At 50.5% G+C, this 18311-nt stretch carries 10 protein-coding genes; 3 read left to right on the top strand and 7 right to left on the bottom strand.

Annotated features, from left to right (window positions below; genetic code table 11):
* Positions 1-6 precede the first annotated feature (6 nt).
* Positions 7-10224, top strand: coding sequence for an isopeptide-forming domain-containing fimbrial protein (locus JOD20_RS17940; protein WP_204756587.1), 10218 nt, complete (start codon positions 7-9; stop codon positions 10222-10224).
* 110 nt (positions 10225-10334) lie between these two features.
* A complete protein-coding gene (locus JOD20_RS17945) occupies positions 10335-11129 on the top strand; it encodes a DUF4388 domain-containing protein (protein ID WP_204756588.1) in 795 nt (264 codons plus the stop codon).
* A gap of 307 nt (positions 11130-11436) precedes the next feature.
* Here JOD20_RS17945 and JOD20_RS17950 read toward each other — a convergent pair whose 3' ends face one another.
* From JOD20_RS17950 to JOD20_RS17975, 6 genes are all read right to left on the bottom strand, one after another.
* Complete coding sequence (locus JOD20_RS17950; RefSeq protein ID WP_204756589.1) at positions 11437-12669, bottom strand: hypothetical protein; 1233 nt, start codon at positions 12667-12669, stop codon at positions 11437-11439.
* A 98-nt stretch (positions 12670-12767) separates the two neighbouring features.
* Positions 12768-13721 carry a DUF6263 family protein gene (locus JOD20_RS17955; protein WP_204756590.1) on the bottom strand — a complete coding sequence of 318 codons (954 nt, stop codon included), beginning with the start codon at positions 13719-13721 and terminating at the stop codon, positions 12768-12770.
* 95 nt (positions 13722-13816) lie between these two features.
* The gene (locus JOD20_RS17960; RefSeq protein ID WP_204756591.1) at positions 13817-14242 is read right to left on the bottom strand and encodes an LIC_13387 family protein; all 426 of its coding nucleotides are present in this window, start codon (positions 14240-14242) and stop codon (positions 13817-13819) included.
* On the bottom strand, positions 14242-14637 hold the full coding sequence (locus JOD20_RS17965) for a hypothetical protein (protein WP_204756592.1): 396 nt from the start codon (positions 14635-14637) through the stop codon (positions 14242-14244). The genes JOD20_RS17960 and JOD20_RS17965 overlap by 1 nt, the downstream gene beginning before the upstream one ends.
* Before the next feature lie 9 nt (positions 14638-14646).
* Complete coding sequence (locus JOD20_RS17970; RefSeq protein WP_204756593.1) at positions 14647-15168, bottom strand: DUF2867 domain-containing protein; 522 nt, start codon at positions 15166-15168, stop codon at positions 14647-14649.
* The gene (locus JOD20_RS17975) at positions 15110-15733 is read right to left on the bottom strand and encodes a TetR/AcrR family transcriptional regulator (RefSeq protein ID WP_204756594.1); all 624 of its coding nucleotides are present in this window, start codon (positions 15731-15733) and stop codon (positions 15110-15112) included. Before JOD20_RS17975 ends, JOD20_RS17970 begins: the two co-directional genes overlap by 59 nt.
* 165 nt (positions 15734-15898) lie before the next feature.
* Here JOD20_RS17975 and JOD20_RS17980 point away from each other — a divergent pair, with 165 nt between their 5' ends.
* On the top strand, positions 15899-17062 hold the full coding sequence (locus JOD20_RS17980; protein ID WP_204756595.1) for a glycoside hydrolase family 27 protein: 1164 nt from the start codon (positions 15899-15901) through the stop codon (positions 17060-17062).
* Between the two features lie 68 nt (positions 17063-17130).
* On the opposite strand, the gene JOD20_RS26750 is transcribed toward JOD20_RS17980, so the two are convergent.
* The gene (locus tag JOD20_RS26750) at positions 17131-18168 is read right to left on the bottom strand and encodes a choice-of-anchor J domain-containing protein (RefSeq protein WP_204756596.1); all 1038 of its coding nucleotides are present in this window, start codon (positions 18166-18168) and stop codon (positions 17131-17133) included.
* Positions 18169-18311 lie beyond the last annotated feature (143 nt).

Below are 18311 nucleotides of genomic sequence, written 5' to 3' on the forward strand. Positions count from 1 at the left end.
CCCGCTGTGTTGAAACAATCTCGACTTTCTGCTGTGGTCATGGCACTCCTGGCTGGGGTGCTCTTTGTGCTGCAAGGAAGTGGGGCCTTTGCCGCTCCAAAGCCTATTCAGCAAGCTCAAACGTCGGCTGAACGCCCGCTGGCTGCGCCGCTCCTCGGCTCCAACGATGTGTTGTTGAGCGATATGGGTGGGCTTGGCAATAGTGATGGCAGCCTTGCTTCTAATCCAGTTGTTGCCTATAACGCCACCGATAACGAATATCTCTTGGTGTGGGAAGGCTTGGAAACTGCAAGCGGAACTGGAGCACTCAACATTTATGGCCAGTTAATCGATGCAGTAACCGGACTTGAAATTGGCACAAATGACTTTTTAATTGCCGATGATCTCGATATTCAGGATGCTTATTCTAAAGCACAAGTTGTTTGGAATAGTGTTCAAAATGAATATTTCGTAGTTTTTGAAGGTGATGATCAGGCGGCGGCTGGAATTAATTATGAGGGTGAAATTTTTGGCCAGCGCGTTTCAGCCAATGGATCATTAATTGGTACACCACTCCAAGTTAGCACTACAGGCATCGATGGCGATGGCCAATCTGATGCCTTTGAGCCAGCTATAACTTATAACGCCACCAACAATCAATATGCCGTGGTTTGGTATGGCGATGATAAAACTGGTGGGCGAATTGAGGGCGAGTTTGAAGTTTATGTTCAGTTGCTCGGCTATAGCGGCGGCAACCTCGTCGAAGTTGGCGGCGATGTTAAGGTTTCCGATGTTGGCACAACTGGCGATGATACATTACGTCCAGAAGATCCTAATATCGTTTGGAATAGCGTCAACAACGAATATTTAGTCGTTTGGCGCTCCGACGATAGCGGCACCGATGGCGATTTTGATGTCTATGGTCAACGCTTAACTGCCAGTTTGGCCGAAGTTGGCGCTGACGATTTCTTGATTGCCAATAATCCTAATGAAGATTCGTTTGATATTAACCTTGGCTACAATCCCACCAACAACCTGTATTTGGTCATTTGGTCGGGCGATAACGTGACTGACAGCGTGTATAACGTCTATGGTCAACTCGTCAATGGCGCGTCTGGTGCTTTGAGTGGTAGTTTATTAACCCTCTCATCAACCAATGCGATCTCCACCGATCCAGTCATTAGCTATAACTCACGCGATAACCAATTTATCATTGCTTGGATGGCGCCGAGTGCCGCTGGCAATGCAGAACGCGAGATTTTTAGCCAAAAAATTAATGCCGCGACTGGCGCACGCCTTGCCCCCTTCGATGTGCAAGTGAGCGATATGGGGCCAAACGGCAGCGATACCTACTTTGCCAATGGCTATATTGGCATTGCTTATGGTGGCCCGGCCCAAAACCATACCTTAGTTGTTTGGGGCGGGGCTGATAATCGTGATGGGCAAGCAACTGGCGAATCAGAAATTTTTGGCCAATTGATTACGCCAATTCTGAATGTGCGCAAAACCATCACCAGCAATACAACCAACATCGATGCCTTCGATACGGTCACCTACCAGATCGAAGTTGAGCACGCAACGATTGTTGAAGGGGCCGATACAGTTTCGTTGAGCTTGGCCGATGCCTTTAATCTCAACCTAACTGATGATTTACCAGCCCAACTGACTAGCCCTACTATTGTCAGTGCGATTGTTAGTGATGGGGCCGCCAGTACGAATGTCGCTGGCAATCTCTCGGTTGGCAGCGGCGATCTGGCAACCTTAACCCCATTTGGCTTACGCTACCGCTCTAACGGCAGCAACAGCGAAAAATTAACCTTGGTGCTTAGCGCCAAAGTTGCCAATACGGCGCTTGCTGGCGCAACTGTTGGCAATAGCGCCAATATCACATGGAGCAATAGTGCGTCGCTAGCCACGGTTACAGGCTTAACTGATAGCACTGGAGCGGTTAATTTCAATGTGGCCAAGGCCTTCAGCGTTAGCAAATCGAGCCTTGAAACCAATGCGTTGATTAACCAAGATGTTACCTATCATCTTGATGTTGGTGTGATTGAAGGCACGACCAATAGTTTACAATTTGTCGATACCCTGCCTGCAAACACTAGTTATGTGCCAGGCTCAATTAACGTTAGTAATAGTAATGGCATGACGGTCAATGGCTTAATTGCCAGTGTCAGTGGCCAAACCTTGACGATCAATGCCAGCAGTGTCGTCAATCCAGGCAATGTTGATAACGCTGCAACCGCTGATAGCGATGTATTTCGTTTATCTTATCAAGTAAAAGTGCTTGATGTACCAGCCAATGTCAGTGGCGTGGTATTGACCAATAGTGTCAATGCTTCAGCTAGCCCAAGCCAAGTTGATAACGGCAATACCCATAACCTGACGATTGTTGAACCATTCTTGGATGTGAGCAAAACGATTGTTGGTTCATCCTCGGCGGTCGATGCTGGCGATACGGTGCGCTACCAAATTCGGGTCAGCCATACCGCTGCTAGCACCGCCCAAGCTTATGATCTGAGCGTGGTTGATAATCTGCCTGCGGTGCTTGGCTCACCTGTGGTTGAATCCGCCATAATTAGCGATGGCGCAACCAATACCAATGTTGCTGGCAATTTCACAATTAATGGAGCAGGCCAGCTTTCAACCACAACCGCCACGAATCTCAATATCAACACCAACGGCACCAATGATCAAGTTTTGACAATTGTTGTGCGGGGAGTTGTCAATAATACGGTTAACCCAGGTGCAACGATTGCCAATACCGCCAATCTTACTTGGCGCAATGCAACCTCGCTCCAACGCTCAAATTATAACGATTCAAGCACCGCACCGAATATTTCAGTTCCAACGCCGTTTACCGTGACCAAATCGGTGATTGCAGGCGGCACACCAACGATTGGCAGCTTTGTCACCTATCAATTGAGCGTCACAGTCTTAGAAGGTACAACCAGCAATATTCAACTGGTCGATACCTTACCTGCTGGCATGAGTTATGTATCAGGTTCATCAACCCTCAACGCAAACGGGATGACGATCGCACCGATAACGGTGCTGCCGTCTGGGCAATCATTAAGCTACACGACGAGTAGTGTGATCAACCCCGGCAACTCCGATGCGCCAAACATCATGGATACTGATAGTTTTACAATTACCTATCAGGCTCAGGTTAACGATGTGCCCGGCAATGTTGCTGGGACGGTATTAACTAATGATGTTGATGCAACTGCTGATGGCGTAGCTGCTGACAACAATAACTCGGTGAATGTTACGGTGCGCGAGCCACTCTTGTCGATTGATAAGAGCATCACGACCAGCACCACCGGGGTTGATGCTGCTGATACTGTGCGCTATCGGATTGAAGTCTTCCCTCAAGCAGCAAGCAATGCCAACGCCTTTGGCCTGAATATCAGCGATGATATGCCGGCTGCGCTACAAGGCACGGTGATCGAAAGTGCCACCATCAGCGATGGCGCAACCAACACCGATGTCGCTAGCAATTTCAATATCAATGGCAGTGGCGATTTAGTTACTGTCACACCAGTAGACTTGGCGCTGAATACCAACGGACCAAGCGATCAAGTCTTGGTGATTGTGCTGCGTGGCACAGTTCGCAACACGGTCAGCCCAGGCGGCACAATTGCCAATGCCGCAATGGTCACATGGCGCAATAGCGAAAGCGTGCAACGTGCTAGCTACACCGCCACCGATCTTGCGCCAAGCATCACGATTCCGGCTAGCTTTGGTGTCACCAAGACAGTTGCTGCTCCAGGTGCAAACGTTGTCGTTGGGACAACTGTTACCTATCGTTTGAGCACAACGGTGATTGAAGGCACAACCAATAATCTGCAATGGGTCGATACCTTGCCCGCTGGTATGAGCTATGTGCCAGGTTCAGCAAGCGTTGAAAATGCCAATGGCATGACCATTCCTAGCTTGAACGTTTCATTAAGCGGTCAAGTGCTGACGATCGGTGCTACCAGCGTAGTTAACCCGGGTAATATTGATAATGCGGCGGCGGCTGATACTGATAGCTTTACGATTACCTATCAGGCAACGGTCAACGATGTTGGGGGCAATGTTAATGGCATCGTACTAACCAATGACGTTGATGCAACTGCTAATCCAAGCTTGAGTGACAACAATAACTCAGCCAGCGTTACCGTGGTTGAGCCAATCCTAGCGATTGATAAGGCACTCACGACCAGCGCGGTTGGGGTTGATGCAGGCGATACCGTGCGCTACCGCATTGAAGTCTCGCCTCAAGCTGCGAGCACAGTCAATGCCTTTGACCTTAATGTTACTGATGATATGCCAGCTGGCATTATAAACATGGTGATTGAAAGTGCCACGATTAGCGATGGCGCAACCAACACCGATGTTGCCAGTAGCTTTAGCATCAATGGTAGCGGCGATTTGATCACCCTTACGCCGCCAGACTTGTTGCTCAACACCAATGGCACCAATGATCAACGCCTAACGATCGTTGTGGCAGGGCAAGTACGCAACCAGATTAATCCAGCTAGCACGATTGCGAATGCCGCCACCGTGGATTGGAGCAATAGCGCGGGCATCCACCGCGCCAATTACACCGCAACCGATCTTGCGCCAAGCATTACGATTCCTAATAACTTTAGCATAACCAAAACCGTGGCCGCACCTGGCCCCGAAGTTGGCGCAGGCGCAACCGTTACCTATCGCCTAACCACAAGCCTGATCGAAGGTACAACCAATAATATCCAATGGGTTGATACCTTGCCCGCTGGCATGACCTATGTACCAGCCTCGGCAGTCGTTGAAAATGCCAACGGCATGACCGTCAATGGTTTTGCGGTCAATCTCAGTGGCCAAGTGCTAACCCTGAGCGCCAGCAGCATAACCAACCCAGGCAATGTGGATAATGCTGCCGCTGTTGATACGGATAGCTTTACGATTACCTATCAAGCAACGGTAGCAGGCAATGCCACCAGTGGCACGCCATTAACCAATGATGTTGATGCTAGTGCCGACCCAGGCTTGAGCGATATCAACAATCAAGTCACGGTTACGGTGGTCGAGCCAGAACTGAACATCAGCAAGACTATCAATTCAGTCACCACTGGCATCGACGCTGGCGATGAAGTGCGCTATTTGATCAAGGTTCAGCCAACCACGACCAGCGGAGCCAACGCCACCAGCGTGATGATTACCGATACCTTGCCCAGCCAATTGACTGCTACGAGCATTCTCTCGGCAACGATCAGCGATGGGGCTACTACCACCAATGTGGCTGGCAACTTCACGATTGTTGGCGGTCAATTGCGCACCACTGGCAATCTTGGGCTTGATCTCAACACCAATGGCACGAACGACCAAGTATTGAGCTTAATGGTGCGTGGCTTGGTAGCTGACTCAACCACCCCACTGAGCACGATCAGCAATACTGCCGACCTCACGTGGCGCAACCCAGGCGGCATCTTCAATGCCAACTATACCGATAGCGCCACTGCTCCTACGATCAATGTGGCTAGTACTTGGATAGTTGGCAAGTTTATTGTTCCGCCAACGACCCAAGTCAGCATCGGCCAAGTCGTAACCTACACCGTTAGTACGACCGTGATTGAAGGTACAACCCTCAATCCAGTCTGGATCGATACGATTCCAACTGGCATGACCTATGTGCCAGGTTCGGCCCAAATCTCAAACGCCAACGGCGTGACCCTGAATGATTTCAATGTTGCGCTCAGCGGCCAAACCCTGACGATCAGCGCAACCAGCATCGTCAACCCGGGTAATTCCAACAACGCTGGCAATGTTGATATCGACACCTTCTTGATGACCTATCAAGTGGTGGTTGACACGGTTGCTGGCGGTACAGTTTTGACCAACGACCTTGATTCAAGCGCTAGCCCAAGCTTGGTTGATAACAACAATCAAGTGTCGGTAACCGTGGTTGAACCAACCTTGAGCGTAGTCAAGACCATCACCACCGCAACCGGTGGGGTTGATGCTGGTGATACGGTGCGCTACCAAATTCGCGTCGCTCACGTGCCAAGCAGCAACAGCAATGCAACCAAGGTCTTGTTGACCGATACCTTACCATTGCAATTCCAAAATCTGACCCTCGTTTCGGCGATTGTCAGCGATGGTGCGACAAGTACTAATGTTTCTGGTAATTTCTCGTTGAGCGGTGGCGTACTCAGCGTAACGGGCAATATCGACCTCTTGATCAATACCAACGGCAGCAACGACCAAGTATTGACTGTCGTTGTGCAAGGCACAGTCGCCGATAGCGTTACCCCAGCCGCCACGCTTAGCAACTCGGCCACCACAACTTGGTCGAACGCTAGCGGGGTCAGCCGTCCAGTCTATACTGCAACTGGCTCAGCGCCAACCATCACTGTGCCAAGCGTTTGGAGTGTGACGAAGGCGATTTCGCCAGCGGCAACCACCGTTTCACCTGGCCAAGTGGTTGAATATACCTTAACCACGACGGTACTGGAAGGCACAACCAATAATGCCCAATGGCTCGATACCTTGCCAGTTGGCATGAGCTATGTGCCAGGTTCGGCCCAAGTGCTCGCTGCCAATGGCATGACGATCAATGGTTTCAATGCCTCGGTTAGCGGCCAAACATTAACGATTGCGGCAAGCAGCGTGGTCAACCCAGGTAATGTCAATAACGCCGCAGCAACCGATAGCGATAGCTTTGTGATTCGCTACCAAGCAAGCGTTGATAGTGACGTAAGCCTTGGCACAACCCTGACCAATGATGTTGATGCAAGCGCCGACCCAAGCCTAAGCGACAACAACAATGCGGTCAGCGTGAGTGTGCGTGAACCAGCCTTGACTATCAATGTTGGCCAAAGCAGTGATGCGCAACTTGAAGCTGGCGATCCAATCACTTTCACCGTGACGATCAATAATCCAGCAGGAGCCAATGCTCAAGCAGCCAATACCGTCGCCATTACCAGCAGCTTCACCAGCAATCTGAGCAATCTAAATCTGGTGGATGTGCAGCAAACGGGCGGGGCAACAGGCGGCAGCTTTGCAATTGTTGGCAATAATCTCGCAACCAACACGCCAGCAACGATGCCAATTGGCTCGCAAATCGTCTTGACGATTCGTGCTCAAGTTAACAACACTGCTGCACCAGCCAGCTTGGCCAGCATGCAAAGTGGCGTAACATGGCGCAACGCAGCCGATGTGAGCTTGCCACGCTATGCCAAGAGCGCTAGCGCCAATGCCACAATCGCCTCGTTCTTTGCAGTAACCAAGGCGCTTGTACCAGCAGCTAGTACGGTTTCTGCAGGCCAGACCGTCACCTATACCCTCGAAGTTGAGGTGATTGAAGGCAGTACCAGCAATATCGTGCTGACCGACACCTTGCCAGTGGGCATGACCTACGTCGGTGGCTCAGGCACAATCTTGAGCAACGGCGGGATCACGCTGAATAACTTCACCGTCACCAGCGTTGGTCAAACTTTGATCTTCCGTGTCAATCCAGCAACCAACCCTGGCAGCTACCCAAGCGCTGGCCTCGACACCGATAGCTTTACGCTGGTCTATCGCGCAACGATCGACCAAAATGTAGCATCAGGCACTGTGCTCAGCAACGAGGTTGATGCAACGGCTAGCCCGAACCTGAGCGATAACGACAACTCGGTCAGCGTCACTGTGGTCGAGCCAGATCTCGCCATCAACTTAAGCAAACTTACAGCTGATGGTGGCTTAGATGCCGCCGATAAGCTCCGCCAACAACTGGTGATTAGCCATACCAGCAACAGCTTGGCCTCGGCCTATGATGTTGATTTGAATGTTGACTTGCCAGCAAGCTTTGGTACGCCAACCTTGATCTCGGCGATTGTCAGCGATGGCGCAACCAGCACCAACTTTAGTGGTAATTTGGGCTTCGATGCCAACGGCGATTTGATCAATACTGGCAACATTAATCTCTTGATCAACACCAATGGCAGCAACGACCAACGCCTGACCGTCATTGTCGAATACACACTACCCAATAGCATCAATCAAGGTGCAACGGCGAGCAGCGAAGGCTCAATCACTTGGAAGAATGTTAGCGGTTCGCAATTACCAAGTTTCACTGCTGACAGCAATGTGTTGGATTACAACGTAGCAACCAGCTTCGCGCTTGAAAAAGCCGTGGCAAACACCAGTATTACTAGCACGGTTGGCAGCCAAGTAACCTTCGGCGAAGTTGTGACCTATGTCTTGACCGCAACCGTACTCGAAGGCACGACCAATAACCTAAGCTTTGTTGATACCTTGCCAGTTGGCTTGACCTATGTCGCTGGTTCGGCTAGTGTAGCCAACGCCAACAGTATGACCGTCAATGGCTTGACCGCTAACCTCAGTGGCCAAACTTTGACAATTGCTGCCAGCAGCGTGGTCAATCCAGGTAATGTCAATGCAGCCAATGCCATCGATAGCGATAGCTTTACCATCACCTATCAGGCAACCGTCAATGGTAGCAGTAGCGTGGTGCGTGGGGCAAAACTGCTGAATAGCGTTGACGGGAGCGCCGACCCAAGTTTGACCGATACGCTCAACACCGCCACCGTCGATGTTGCAGAACCAAGCTTGACCATTGTGAAGGCAGTCGATGACAGCACACCAGACTTTGGTCAAGTGCTCGATTACACCTTGACGCTTGAACACACCGCCCAAAGCAATTCGATCGCCTATGATGTGTTGGTGACTGATAGCTTGCCAACTGGCTTAAGCGTAGTTGCAGGTTCATTCACGGTTATCTCAGGTCCAGCTCCAACCAGTTTTGGAATCAACGGATCAACGGTTGAAGCAACCTTCGCTAGCTTCGCAACTGGCTCAACCACGGTGCTGGGATACCAAGCCCGCGTCGCTTCGCCACCAGCTTTGGCAATTGGCGCAAGTCTAGTCAACGAGGTTGATCTAACCTGGACTTCAGCGCAAGGCACGGTGAACTTAGAGCGCAGCTACGATACCAGCGATGCTGCAACTGTCACCGTAACCAGCGTTGATTTAGCGATTAGCAAGCAGGTTACGCCACAGGTTGCCACCCCAGGCACGCCGGTAACCTTCACCATCAATCTGACCAATACCGGCAACTTGCAAACGAGCAACATCGTCTTGACCGACATTGTTTCGCCGCTGTTGACCAACGTCGCCATCAGCGGCCAAGGCTTGACAATCACCGATACTGGTGCCAACCCACGTTACGTTTGGACGGTCAACGATCTTCCAGCAGGCGCAAGTGGCTCAATTCAAGTTTCGGGGATTATTAGCTCAAGCTTGGCCAGCGACACAACCTTGGTCAACAACGTCAGCGTGAGCGATGATATTGACCAATTGTTAGCCAACAACACGGCGAGCGCGATTGTGGCCATCGTTGTGCCACGAGTCAACTTCAGCCTCGCCAATTATGAAGTAGTTGAATCAACTGGCAGCGCAACTGTCACGGTTCAATTGAACGCGCCAAATCCCAATAGTGCAGTTCAGGTGAACTTTGCAACCAGCAATGGCACAGCCAATCTCAGCGATTACACGCCAGTTACCCAGACCCTGACCATCCCCCGCGGCCAAACCAGCGTGCAAGTGGTGGTGCCAATTACCAATGACAGCACCTACGAGCTAAGCGAAACCATCGTGCTGAGCTTGAGCAACCCAGTTGGTACCGCCTTCGGCACACCAATCACCAGCACGATCACCATCATCAACGACGATCGCGCTGTGGTCTACATTCCAATGGTGATGAAACCAGCCTTGGTAGACTTGGTGGTCGATACTATTCAAGTAGTCAATGGCAGTGTCCGCGTCACCATTCGCAACGCAGGCACCGAGCCATTGGCGGGCGGCTATTGGGTCGATGCCTATATCAATCCAACGCAAGCGCCAACCGCTGTCAACCAACCATGGAACAGCCTAGGCAACTTTGGTATGGCATGGGCAATTCCAACCAATGCGCCAGCCTTAGCGCCAAATGCAAGCTTGACCTTGATCAGTGGTGGTCAATACTATCGCTCAGATTTGAGCTTCGTCCCAGCTGGTCAACTCAACGCTGGCAGCAGAATCTACGCCCAAGCCGATTCATATGGCTTGACCAATTACGGCGCGATTCTGGAAACTCACGAAATTTATGGAGGAACCTACAACAACATTCGCGGGCCATACATTGTGCCAGCAACCACCAATTTGGTCTTCGCTGAGCAACGCCCAAGCACTCCAGAAGATTTAACTGGTGTGCCTGAACGGCCAGCCAGCCGCTAAACCAAAACAGCATTGAACGAAAGTCAGGGGGCAGTGGTACTGCCCCCTGACTGGTTTAACCGCAGAGGTAAATCTCAGTACTAACTCACAAGGGGACTACGGATTGACATATGCCAAGCCTAGATATGTTACTATGGCAAGCAGATTCGGAGGTTGCCATGGAACTAACAGGCACATTCAATAGCTTTCCGTTACGCGAATTACTCGAACTCATGCAACAAAGCTCGATGTGTGGCGAGCTAGAAATTATCGGCCAACATGGGCGTGGCGTTATTCTCACCCGCGATGGGTTGGTACGCCATGCAGAATATAGCGATAAAGTCGGCCCAGAGGCAGTTTGGCTCTTATTCGAGGAATCGAATGCCCAATTTGCGGTGCGCGATTTACGTGAACTCACTCAAGAAACCATGGTTTCGGATGCAACCAGCCTGTGCGATGAGGCTGAGGATCGCGCCCGTTCATGGAGCGAATTACGCAATTTTATCCCCAGCGATAATGCAATTCCCTATATTCGCAGTGGCGCTATGCCCAGCCAACCACTCGATTCAATGGCTGTAGCAGTTGCTCGCACCATTAATGGCGAACATAGCATTCGCAGTATTGCTGAACGCTTGATCATCGAGCCAATCGATGTTTCACGAGCAATTGTGCGCCTAATCAAAGCTGGCGTGGTGGCAATTATCGGGGTTGATCCTGCCAAAAGCATAGCTGCCAAGGTCGTCGTGCCAGCAAGTGCACCTATCCCAAGCCCCAACTTTACGCCAACCCTTACTCCCGCCAAACCAGCTGAGTTGGTCAACCAACCGTTGCCAACCCAACCAGCAACGCCTGCTTCAAGCGATAGTAGCCGCCCAAACCAAGGTGGCTTGCTTGGTCGCTTAGCTCAAGGCCCAGCCCGCCGCTAACACAAATAATAATCACGAAGGGCGCGAAGCCACGAAGGAATTAAACCCTTTGTAGTTTCGCGCCCTTGATGATTAAATTCCTAACCCTTTATCTCTCATCCTTCGGTTCTCTGCGCCGCTACGTTAAAATGACGAGCCATGAGAGCTTTTTAAGCACGAAGAACACGAAGAGCACGAAGGTAATTTTTTTGCCACAGATTGCACAGATTATTTTTGATTATGGCCTCCTAGCCCAAAGCCAATAGCCTAGAGCCTAATCCCATTTTTGACTTTTGCCTTTTGACTTTTGATTTGATTCTTCATCCTTTTATTTAACCCACACCGGATAGCTGCCATACTCAAAGGCTTGCAGCGCTTGGTTGGTGGGATTCCAAACAAATACTTGCGGTGTTGCATAGATCGGGCCTGAGTCAGCACAGGTATAACTGCCCTTAGCAAAGGTTAGCCAATCGCCGCTTGGATTCCAGGTCGCGCCATGAATTTCTTGGCCAGTGTTATCAGCAATTGGGCCTAAATTAGGCGTAAGCGCTGCCGAACTGAAATCGGCATTTTGCACGCTTAACACTTGGGCAGTCAAACAGGCACTCACATGAAAATTATCGATATAGGCCAGTTGCTCGCGCTTAGCATTCAATTGGGCACGGGTTACGCCATTGCCACCAATCTCGCTCAGCACTTGGGGCACGCCATCCAGCAAAACCCACCATTGCATGCCATTGCCCGATGCACCAAGCAAATTAACTTGGCCGCCATGGAAATAGATCCAGTCATCGTGGCTCAAAATAGCATCAACCACCCAGCTGCCGTTTTCATCCTCAACTAGCTCGCCAAGCGGGCTAAATGCACCATCGGTCAAACTGGCCTCGCCAATTTGATTGCCATTATGCACCACCAACGCACTACCATCGCTGAGCCACGCAGCCCGATAGCCAAGCGTGCTCACCACGATATTTTCTGGTTTAGCACTCTTCAAATCATACACATCAACAAATATCTCGCCCATATCGGTTAATTTGAGCAGCGCAAACTTGCCATCGCCATTGGGCGACCAAATTGGCTCAAAGCTCGTGGGCAAGCGCAAAAGCTCTTGGAAGTCAAGGCTGTAAATGTGCAGAAAATCGCCCTTAAAAACGCTCAAATACTGCAAACTGGGGTCAATCCCCAAACGGGCCAAGGGCACTGGGCCTTGCTCTTTATAGACCGTTTGTAAATCGCCGCCCGTTGCCGCGATTGAGTTAATCGCAAAACCCAAAGGATCAACAAAATAGATTCTGCCGGTCAGCATCGACGTATCAACCAAGGCATTAGGATCAGCATTGGCTGGGGTGGCTGGCTCGTTGCTCGGCTCAGCAGCTGCCTGCGTTGGCTCAGCAGTTGGTTCGCTTGGCGTACTCGAATCTAAGGTTGCCGTGGCCAAGACTTCAATTTGGCTGGCTGACGTGATCGTTGGCGGTGGCGTAATTGTTGGGCTGGTGGCTTGACCACCACATGCAGCCAAGAGCAGCACGCTCAACAAGCCACTCAAAAAGCGTAAGCGCATTGAAAACTCCTCACATAAAAAGCGTGCTATGGTTATAGCACGCTGCAGTTCGATATACCACGATAAACAACTTAATCACAGCTGAAAAAAAGCTGATGTTATGGTTGGAGTTGCACTTCCATATGCAAGGTCTGGGTCATCGGCAAAGTCAGCGATTGATCAGCATCCGAACCTTCGATGCTGATTACCATCGACATGGTTTGATCAAGCACATTCGATTTGAGCATGCCAGTGGCTTCATCAATCACAACTGTGCCGCGTTGGCTATTCTCACCCTTGCCTTTGTCAATCGACATTTTTATATCGTCGCGCTGCATCAGGTCAGGGAATTTTAATTCACCGATGGCAAAGTCACCAGTCAGATCAAACGTGGCGAGGCCTGCATTACGCTCTTTCAAGCTGTAGGTGTTGGTCAAAACCATCGAAAAAATCTGCACATTCATGTCGGTTACATCTTGCCATGAATCACCAATTGCCATGGGTTTGCCACCAAACGGAATAATCGTGGCTTTGGCATACGATTGTTCAAAGGTTTTGGTCAACATATCACGCATCATCACGGTTTGTTCGTTTTCTTCGCTGCCACCAAGCATTTTGTCGATCAGTTGATCGATACCATCGACCTTAGTTACCTTGGCTTCTGGACTCAAGGTAAGCGTCATTGGTTGGCTGATCAGGCCGGCAAATTGGGCAAATTCTGGCGAATCGGTGCTCGCAGCAGGGTCGCTTGAGTCGTAGACCATTGCCTGATCATTAGCATTGCTTTCAACCCGAATTGAATCGATCACAATCCGCATCACGGTTTCGCCTTCAGGCGACACCGAAACCACGCTTTGGTCCATGGTCATAGTGGTGGTAGTAGCTTGGGTTTGCTCAGTCATGAACATGCTTTGAGTCACATGTTGCACTTGGGTCGATTTATAGCGATAGCTTTGATTTGGCTGAACATTTAATTTCAAGGTAAGATTTTCGCTGTTCGTGGCAGCTTTATCATTTGTGCCACAAGCAACCAAACCAACCAACACGAACAGAACCAACATCCGACGTAGCATAAAGAGGCCTCGATTGCACTAAAAATCCAAGATCGCTCTCGCCGATCTTGGCATCTATATCGTGCTAACTATACTCGATTCTGAGGCGGTAGGTTTCAGGCTTGCGATGGATGTTGGGGTTGCGCTCGGCGACTAGCCAGCGCATACAACACCGTGGTGATGCTAAACGAACTGCTAGGAAAGATAAAAAAGTAGCGCAACGAAAGCACCGCCAAGCCCAACGAGACTGCGCTATTGAAGCGCCAAATTGCCCGCAAACGGGCTGGTTCATTGCCCAACGCCCGCAAAATCAGCAAATTCAACACACCATAGCCAATCAATAGATAGCCCATTGTCAACGAAAAACCGCTACTCAATTGCAACATGCTGCGTTGAACGCCAGGCAACTGCACCTGAATTTGGCGCAACTGCGTGGCTGCGCTTGAATCTGCTTCAGTTGCAAACAATTGAAAGTAAAGATGGCCCAGCCCAACGATTATAAAAATCCAAGCACCAAGCTTGCCCAGAAATGAGGTTTGCATCAATCTGCTCCTTGCATAATCAGGTTTGAACGTGGCGTTGCCCACCAGGTTAGCCCAGCCAACGCTGCCAATAAAAGCCATTGCGGAGCTAACCATAGCTGCCCAGCAACTACGAGGTTCAGTAGCAACCACAGTGCGCTATAAGCCAGATAGTGACCAATAATTGCTCGCGCTTGTTCAATTGGCCGAGCATGGCGTTCTAAGCGCCAAACTTGATACGCCAACCAACCAAGCTGAATGGTCAGCATATGCCAAGTTGCCACCAGTTCTAAGCGCGGGCTGGCTGCTAGATTAGCTTGATTCAAGGCCTGAATGCTGGTCAATTGACCAGCCAGACCATGAATTAACGCCGTCGCCACCCCAACCAAGCCCACAATTGTTGTGCGTGCTAGCATCGTTTGCTCCTATGCCGCTTGCAAGTTGGCCAGCCCAGCATTGATCATCTGGTTGACAACCACATGGTGAAATGGCCGAATCACATTAAAGTAGACTGGCCCAGTCCAAGCGTGATAGCGCACAATCGTGACCGTATGCAGCTTGTACTCTAACCCAGCAACTGGCTCCAAAACCACCGCCAACCATGCAGTCAGATGCGATTCGCTGGCCGAGGCCACCAAATACTGGCCTTCAGCCGCCGCCACAACCTTGAAAAAGCCCAAATTTTGGCCTGCTTGCATTGGCACTTGCTCAGGCCGCAGTTGGTTGCTGTTGGGAATACCATCTTGGCGCATGCCCAACATCCGCACAAAGCCCCAGCGAATCGCATACAACGTTTGCATCCAAGCTGGGTTATAGCCAATCATGGCGGCGATAAAACGGCGTAGCTCTTGCTCAGGTTCGGCGGTACGAATCTGGCGCGTTTTAACATCAACGTGATTCGCTTGGGCGATCAAGGGTGTGAGAATCGGGTGCTGCTGGATCGACATCAGGGCCTCCAGGAATTGCATATAAACGCAAAAATTCATCGTAGAGCTGGCGTAAACGTGACATTGGCAGCATTGGTTGCATCAACACAGCGCCAAGCAAAATCACATAGGCATGCTGGGCCATCAATAAACCTTGATCGAGATTTCCAGTAATTGCACTACAAATTTCGGCCACAAAGCTCACCCGCAGGTTATCGATGCGTTCGATCATCGCCCGAACTTCAGCATCGTGCGCCGCCCAACCACGCATGGCAATTTCCACATCCCACGGGTCGTTGGCTGCATAAATCGCCACTATCGTCAGCAAATCAAACAACGCGCGTAATTTTTGGCTAGGATTGTTATAACCAGCCAAATGCTGAATAATATCTAAGGTATCTTGTTGCTCGAATTGCTGCAAAAGCGCGGTTTTGTAGCTTGGCCAGCCGCCAAAGTGATGATAGAACGAGCCTTTGGTCACCCCCAAATCGGTCGTCAAACGCTCAATTGTCAAGGCCGAAACCGATTCGCTGCTGAGAATACTCAGCCCATGTTGCAACCAATCTTCACGGCGTACCCGAGCCATACTGCCTCCGTTATGCCATTGCTAAAACATACCATACTGTATGGTATTGTCAAGTAGGCTTAAAATTCTAAAAATATTATCCATGAAAAGCTTTGACATTGGCCAAGCCCAAGGCCTACAATTGATGCTATGGTAAGGAACGGCCCTTATCACATGGAGAAATGTATGACTACTTCAGAGCAACCTCTCGCACCTACTCCGCCAATGGGTTGGAACTCGTGGAATATGTTTGGTAGTACGATTCATGAAGATTCAGTCCGGGCCACAGCTGACGTGATTGTTAGCTCAGGGCTTAAGGATCTTGGTTATAACTATGTGGTGATTGATGATTGCTGGTCGACCAAAGTTGGCCGCGATGGCAATGGCGATTTGGTCGCCGACCCCGAAAAATTCCCCAGCGGCATCAAAGCGCTGGCCGATTATATTCATAGCCTCGATTTGAAAATTGGCATCTACTCCGACGCAGCGCATCTGACCTGCGCCAGCTACCCTGGCAGCTTTGGCTTCGAAGAGCAAGATGCGCAATTGTGGGCTTCGTGGGGCATCGATTTTCTGAAATATGATTTTTGTTTTGCGCCAACCGACCAAGCCACGGCGATCGACCGCTACACCCGCATGGGCGAGGCCTTGCGCAAAACCAAGCGTCAGTTTCTCTACTCGCTCTGTGAGTGGGGTGGCCGCAGCCCACAGCTTTGGGGCCGCTCGGTTGGCGGGCATATGTGGCGGGTCACTGGCGATATTTTCGATAGCTGGGTCGATATTTGGGTCGCGCCGCACAAATATTATGGCCTAGGCATTGACACGGCGATTGATATTGCCGCCAATTTGGCCGAATACGCAGGCCCCGATGCGTGGAACGATTTGGATATGCTGGTGGTCGGATTGAAAGGCAAAGGCCAAATCTCCGGCGGCGGCTTATCATTCATCGAATATCAAACCCATATGTCATTGTGGGTCATGGCCTGTTCGCCCTTGATGATCGGCTGCGATATTCGCAATATGGATCGTGAGACCAACAGCTTATTGACCAATCGCGAAGTGTTGGCCGTTAACCAAGATCTGTTAGGCATTGCAGGCCGACGGGTCAAGCAAATTGGCACCTGCGAAATTTGGAAAAAGCCGCTGGCTGATGGCTCGGTTGCTGTTGCCTTGATCAATCGTGGCGCAAATGGCAGCGATCTGACCTTGCGCGCCTGCGATATTGGCCTGCTCGACACGCCAAAATCGGTGCGCAACTTGTGGGAACAAGAAGATATTGCCGAATTTGGCGAAGCATGGCAAACCCGCATTCAACCCCACGAAACGCTGTTGCTCAAAATCAAAGCCTAAAATCAACGCCTCAAACCAAAGCCCCGTGAGATGTGATAGATCTCACGGGGCTTTTTGCTTAATCAAGCTTAGGCATCTTTTTGAATTGGGGCCATAAAGACTTTGAAGACTGGAATTTCAGGCGTACGGCTGGGGGTAATGGTTGGCGTGTTGGTCGGCGTATTGGTTGGTGTTCGGGTTGGGGTGTTGGTTGGGGTATGGCTTGGAGTAATGGTTGGCGGCGTGCCGGTTGGAGTCCGCGTATTGGTCGGTGTATTGGTGGCCGTGTTGGTTGGTGTATTGGTTACCGTGTTGGTTGGCGTATTGGTTGCCGTGCTCGTAGCTGTCGTTGTTGCTGTAGCTGTGTTTGAAGGCGTTGGCGTGTGGGTAATTGGGGTTGGCGTATCACCACCAGACACGTCGCCCGAATAGCTAAAATCGTCGATCGCAAGGTAATTACCGTTATCAATAGTATCGACCACATAGTGACGGAAGCCAATCCGACCTACGGTTGGCTGGTTCACACCACTGATGGTATAGGTAAATTGCGACCAAGCGGTACATGGGTAGCCATCGCTGCCATCGGGATCATTCGCTGCATCCAGATCGGGATTGATTCGACCAAGCAGATTGGTGAAATTCCCAGTGTTATTGCCACTTGCAACATTGGTGCTTGTGCCAGCAGTACTGAAGCGAATATCTAAACGATCAGGATTCGCAAGACAATCAGCAGCTCGCGTCCAAAATGTAACAGTCTTACCATTTTCTAGAACAAGCGGAGGAGTTAATAACCAGTTACTGACGATTGCGTCATTGTCACTCGTCGATGCGCGCCACGAAGAAGCAGCATAGGAATTTTCATTACCTGAATGCGAATCAAAATAGTCATAGCCATTTGATTTGCCCTGTTTCCAAACAATATGCTGATTGACATTATCGTTGCGTGGCTCACTGCCATTCACAACCACCCAGCCATCTGCCAAAGCAGCAGAAAATGAATCGAAGTTTTCATTCAAGACCGTGGGCGCTGTAGGTGCGGTGGGCGCTTGAGGTTGAACCAACCCCTGTAGACCGATCCCGGCTAGTAAGAGTATCCCTAAAAGCGAAGCTCGAAAGCGTGTTGCCATGTGTGCGATGACCTCCCCATATAAGTGCAGATACCCCTAAGTATAAGAAAACACTTAACAATCTGCAACATGCACATGGGAAGATAGTCCTAGGCGCGTGCGTAGCCTATGGCAGATAGTTACTAGGACTATCTGCCATGAGG

This window comes from Herpetosiphon giganteus (genome assembly GCF_016907925.1).
Classification (GTDB): Bacteria; Chloroflexota; Chloroflexia; order Chloroflexales; family Herpetosiphonaceae; genus Herpetosiphon; species Herpetosiphon giganteus.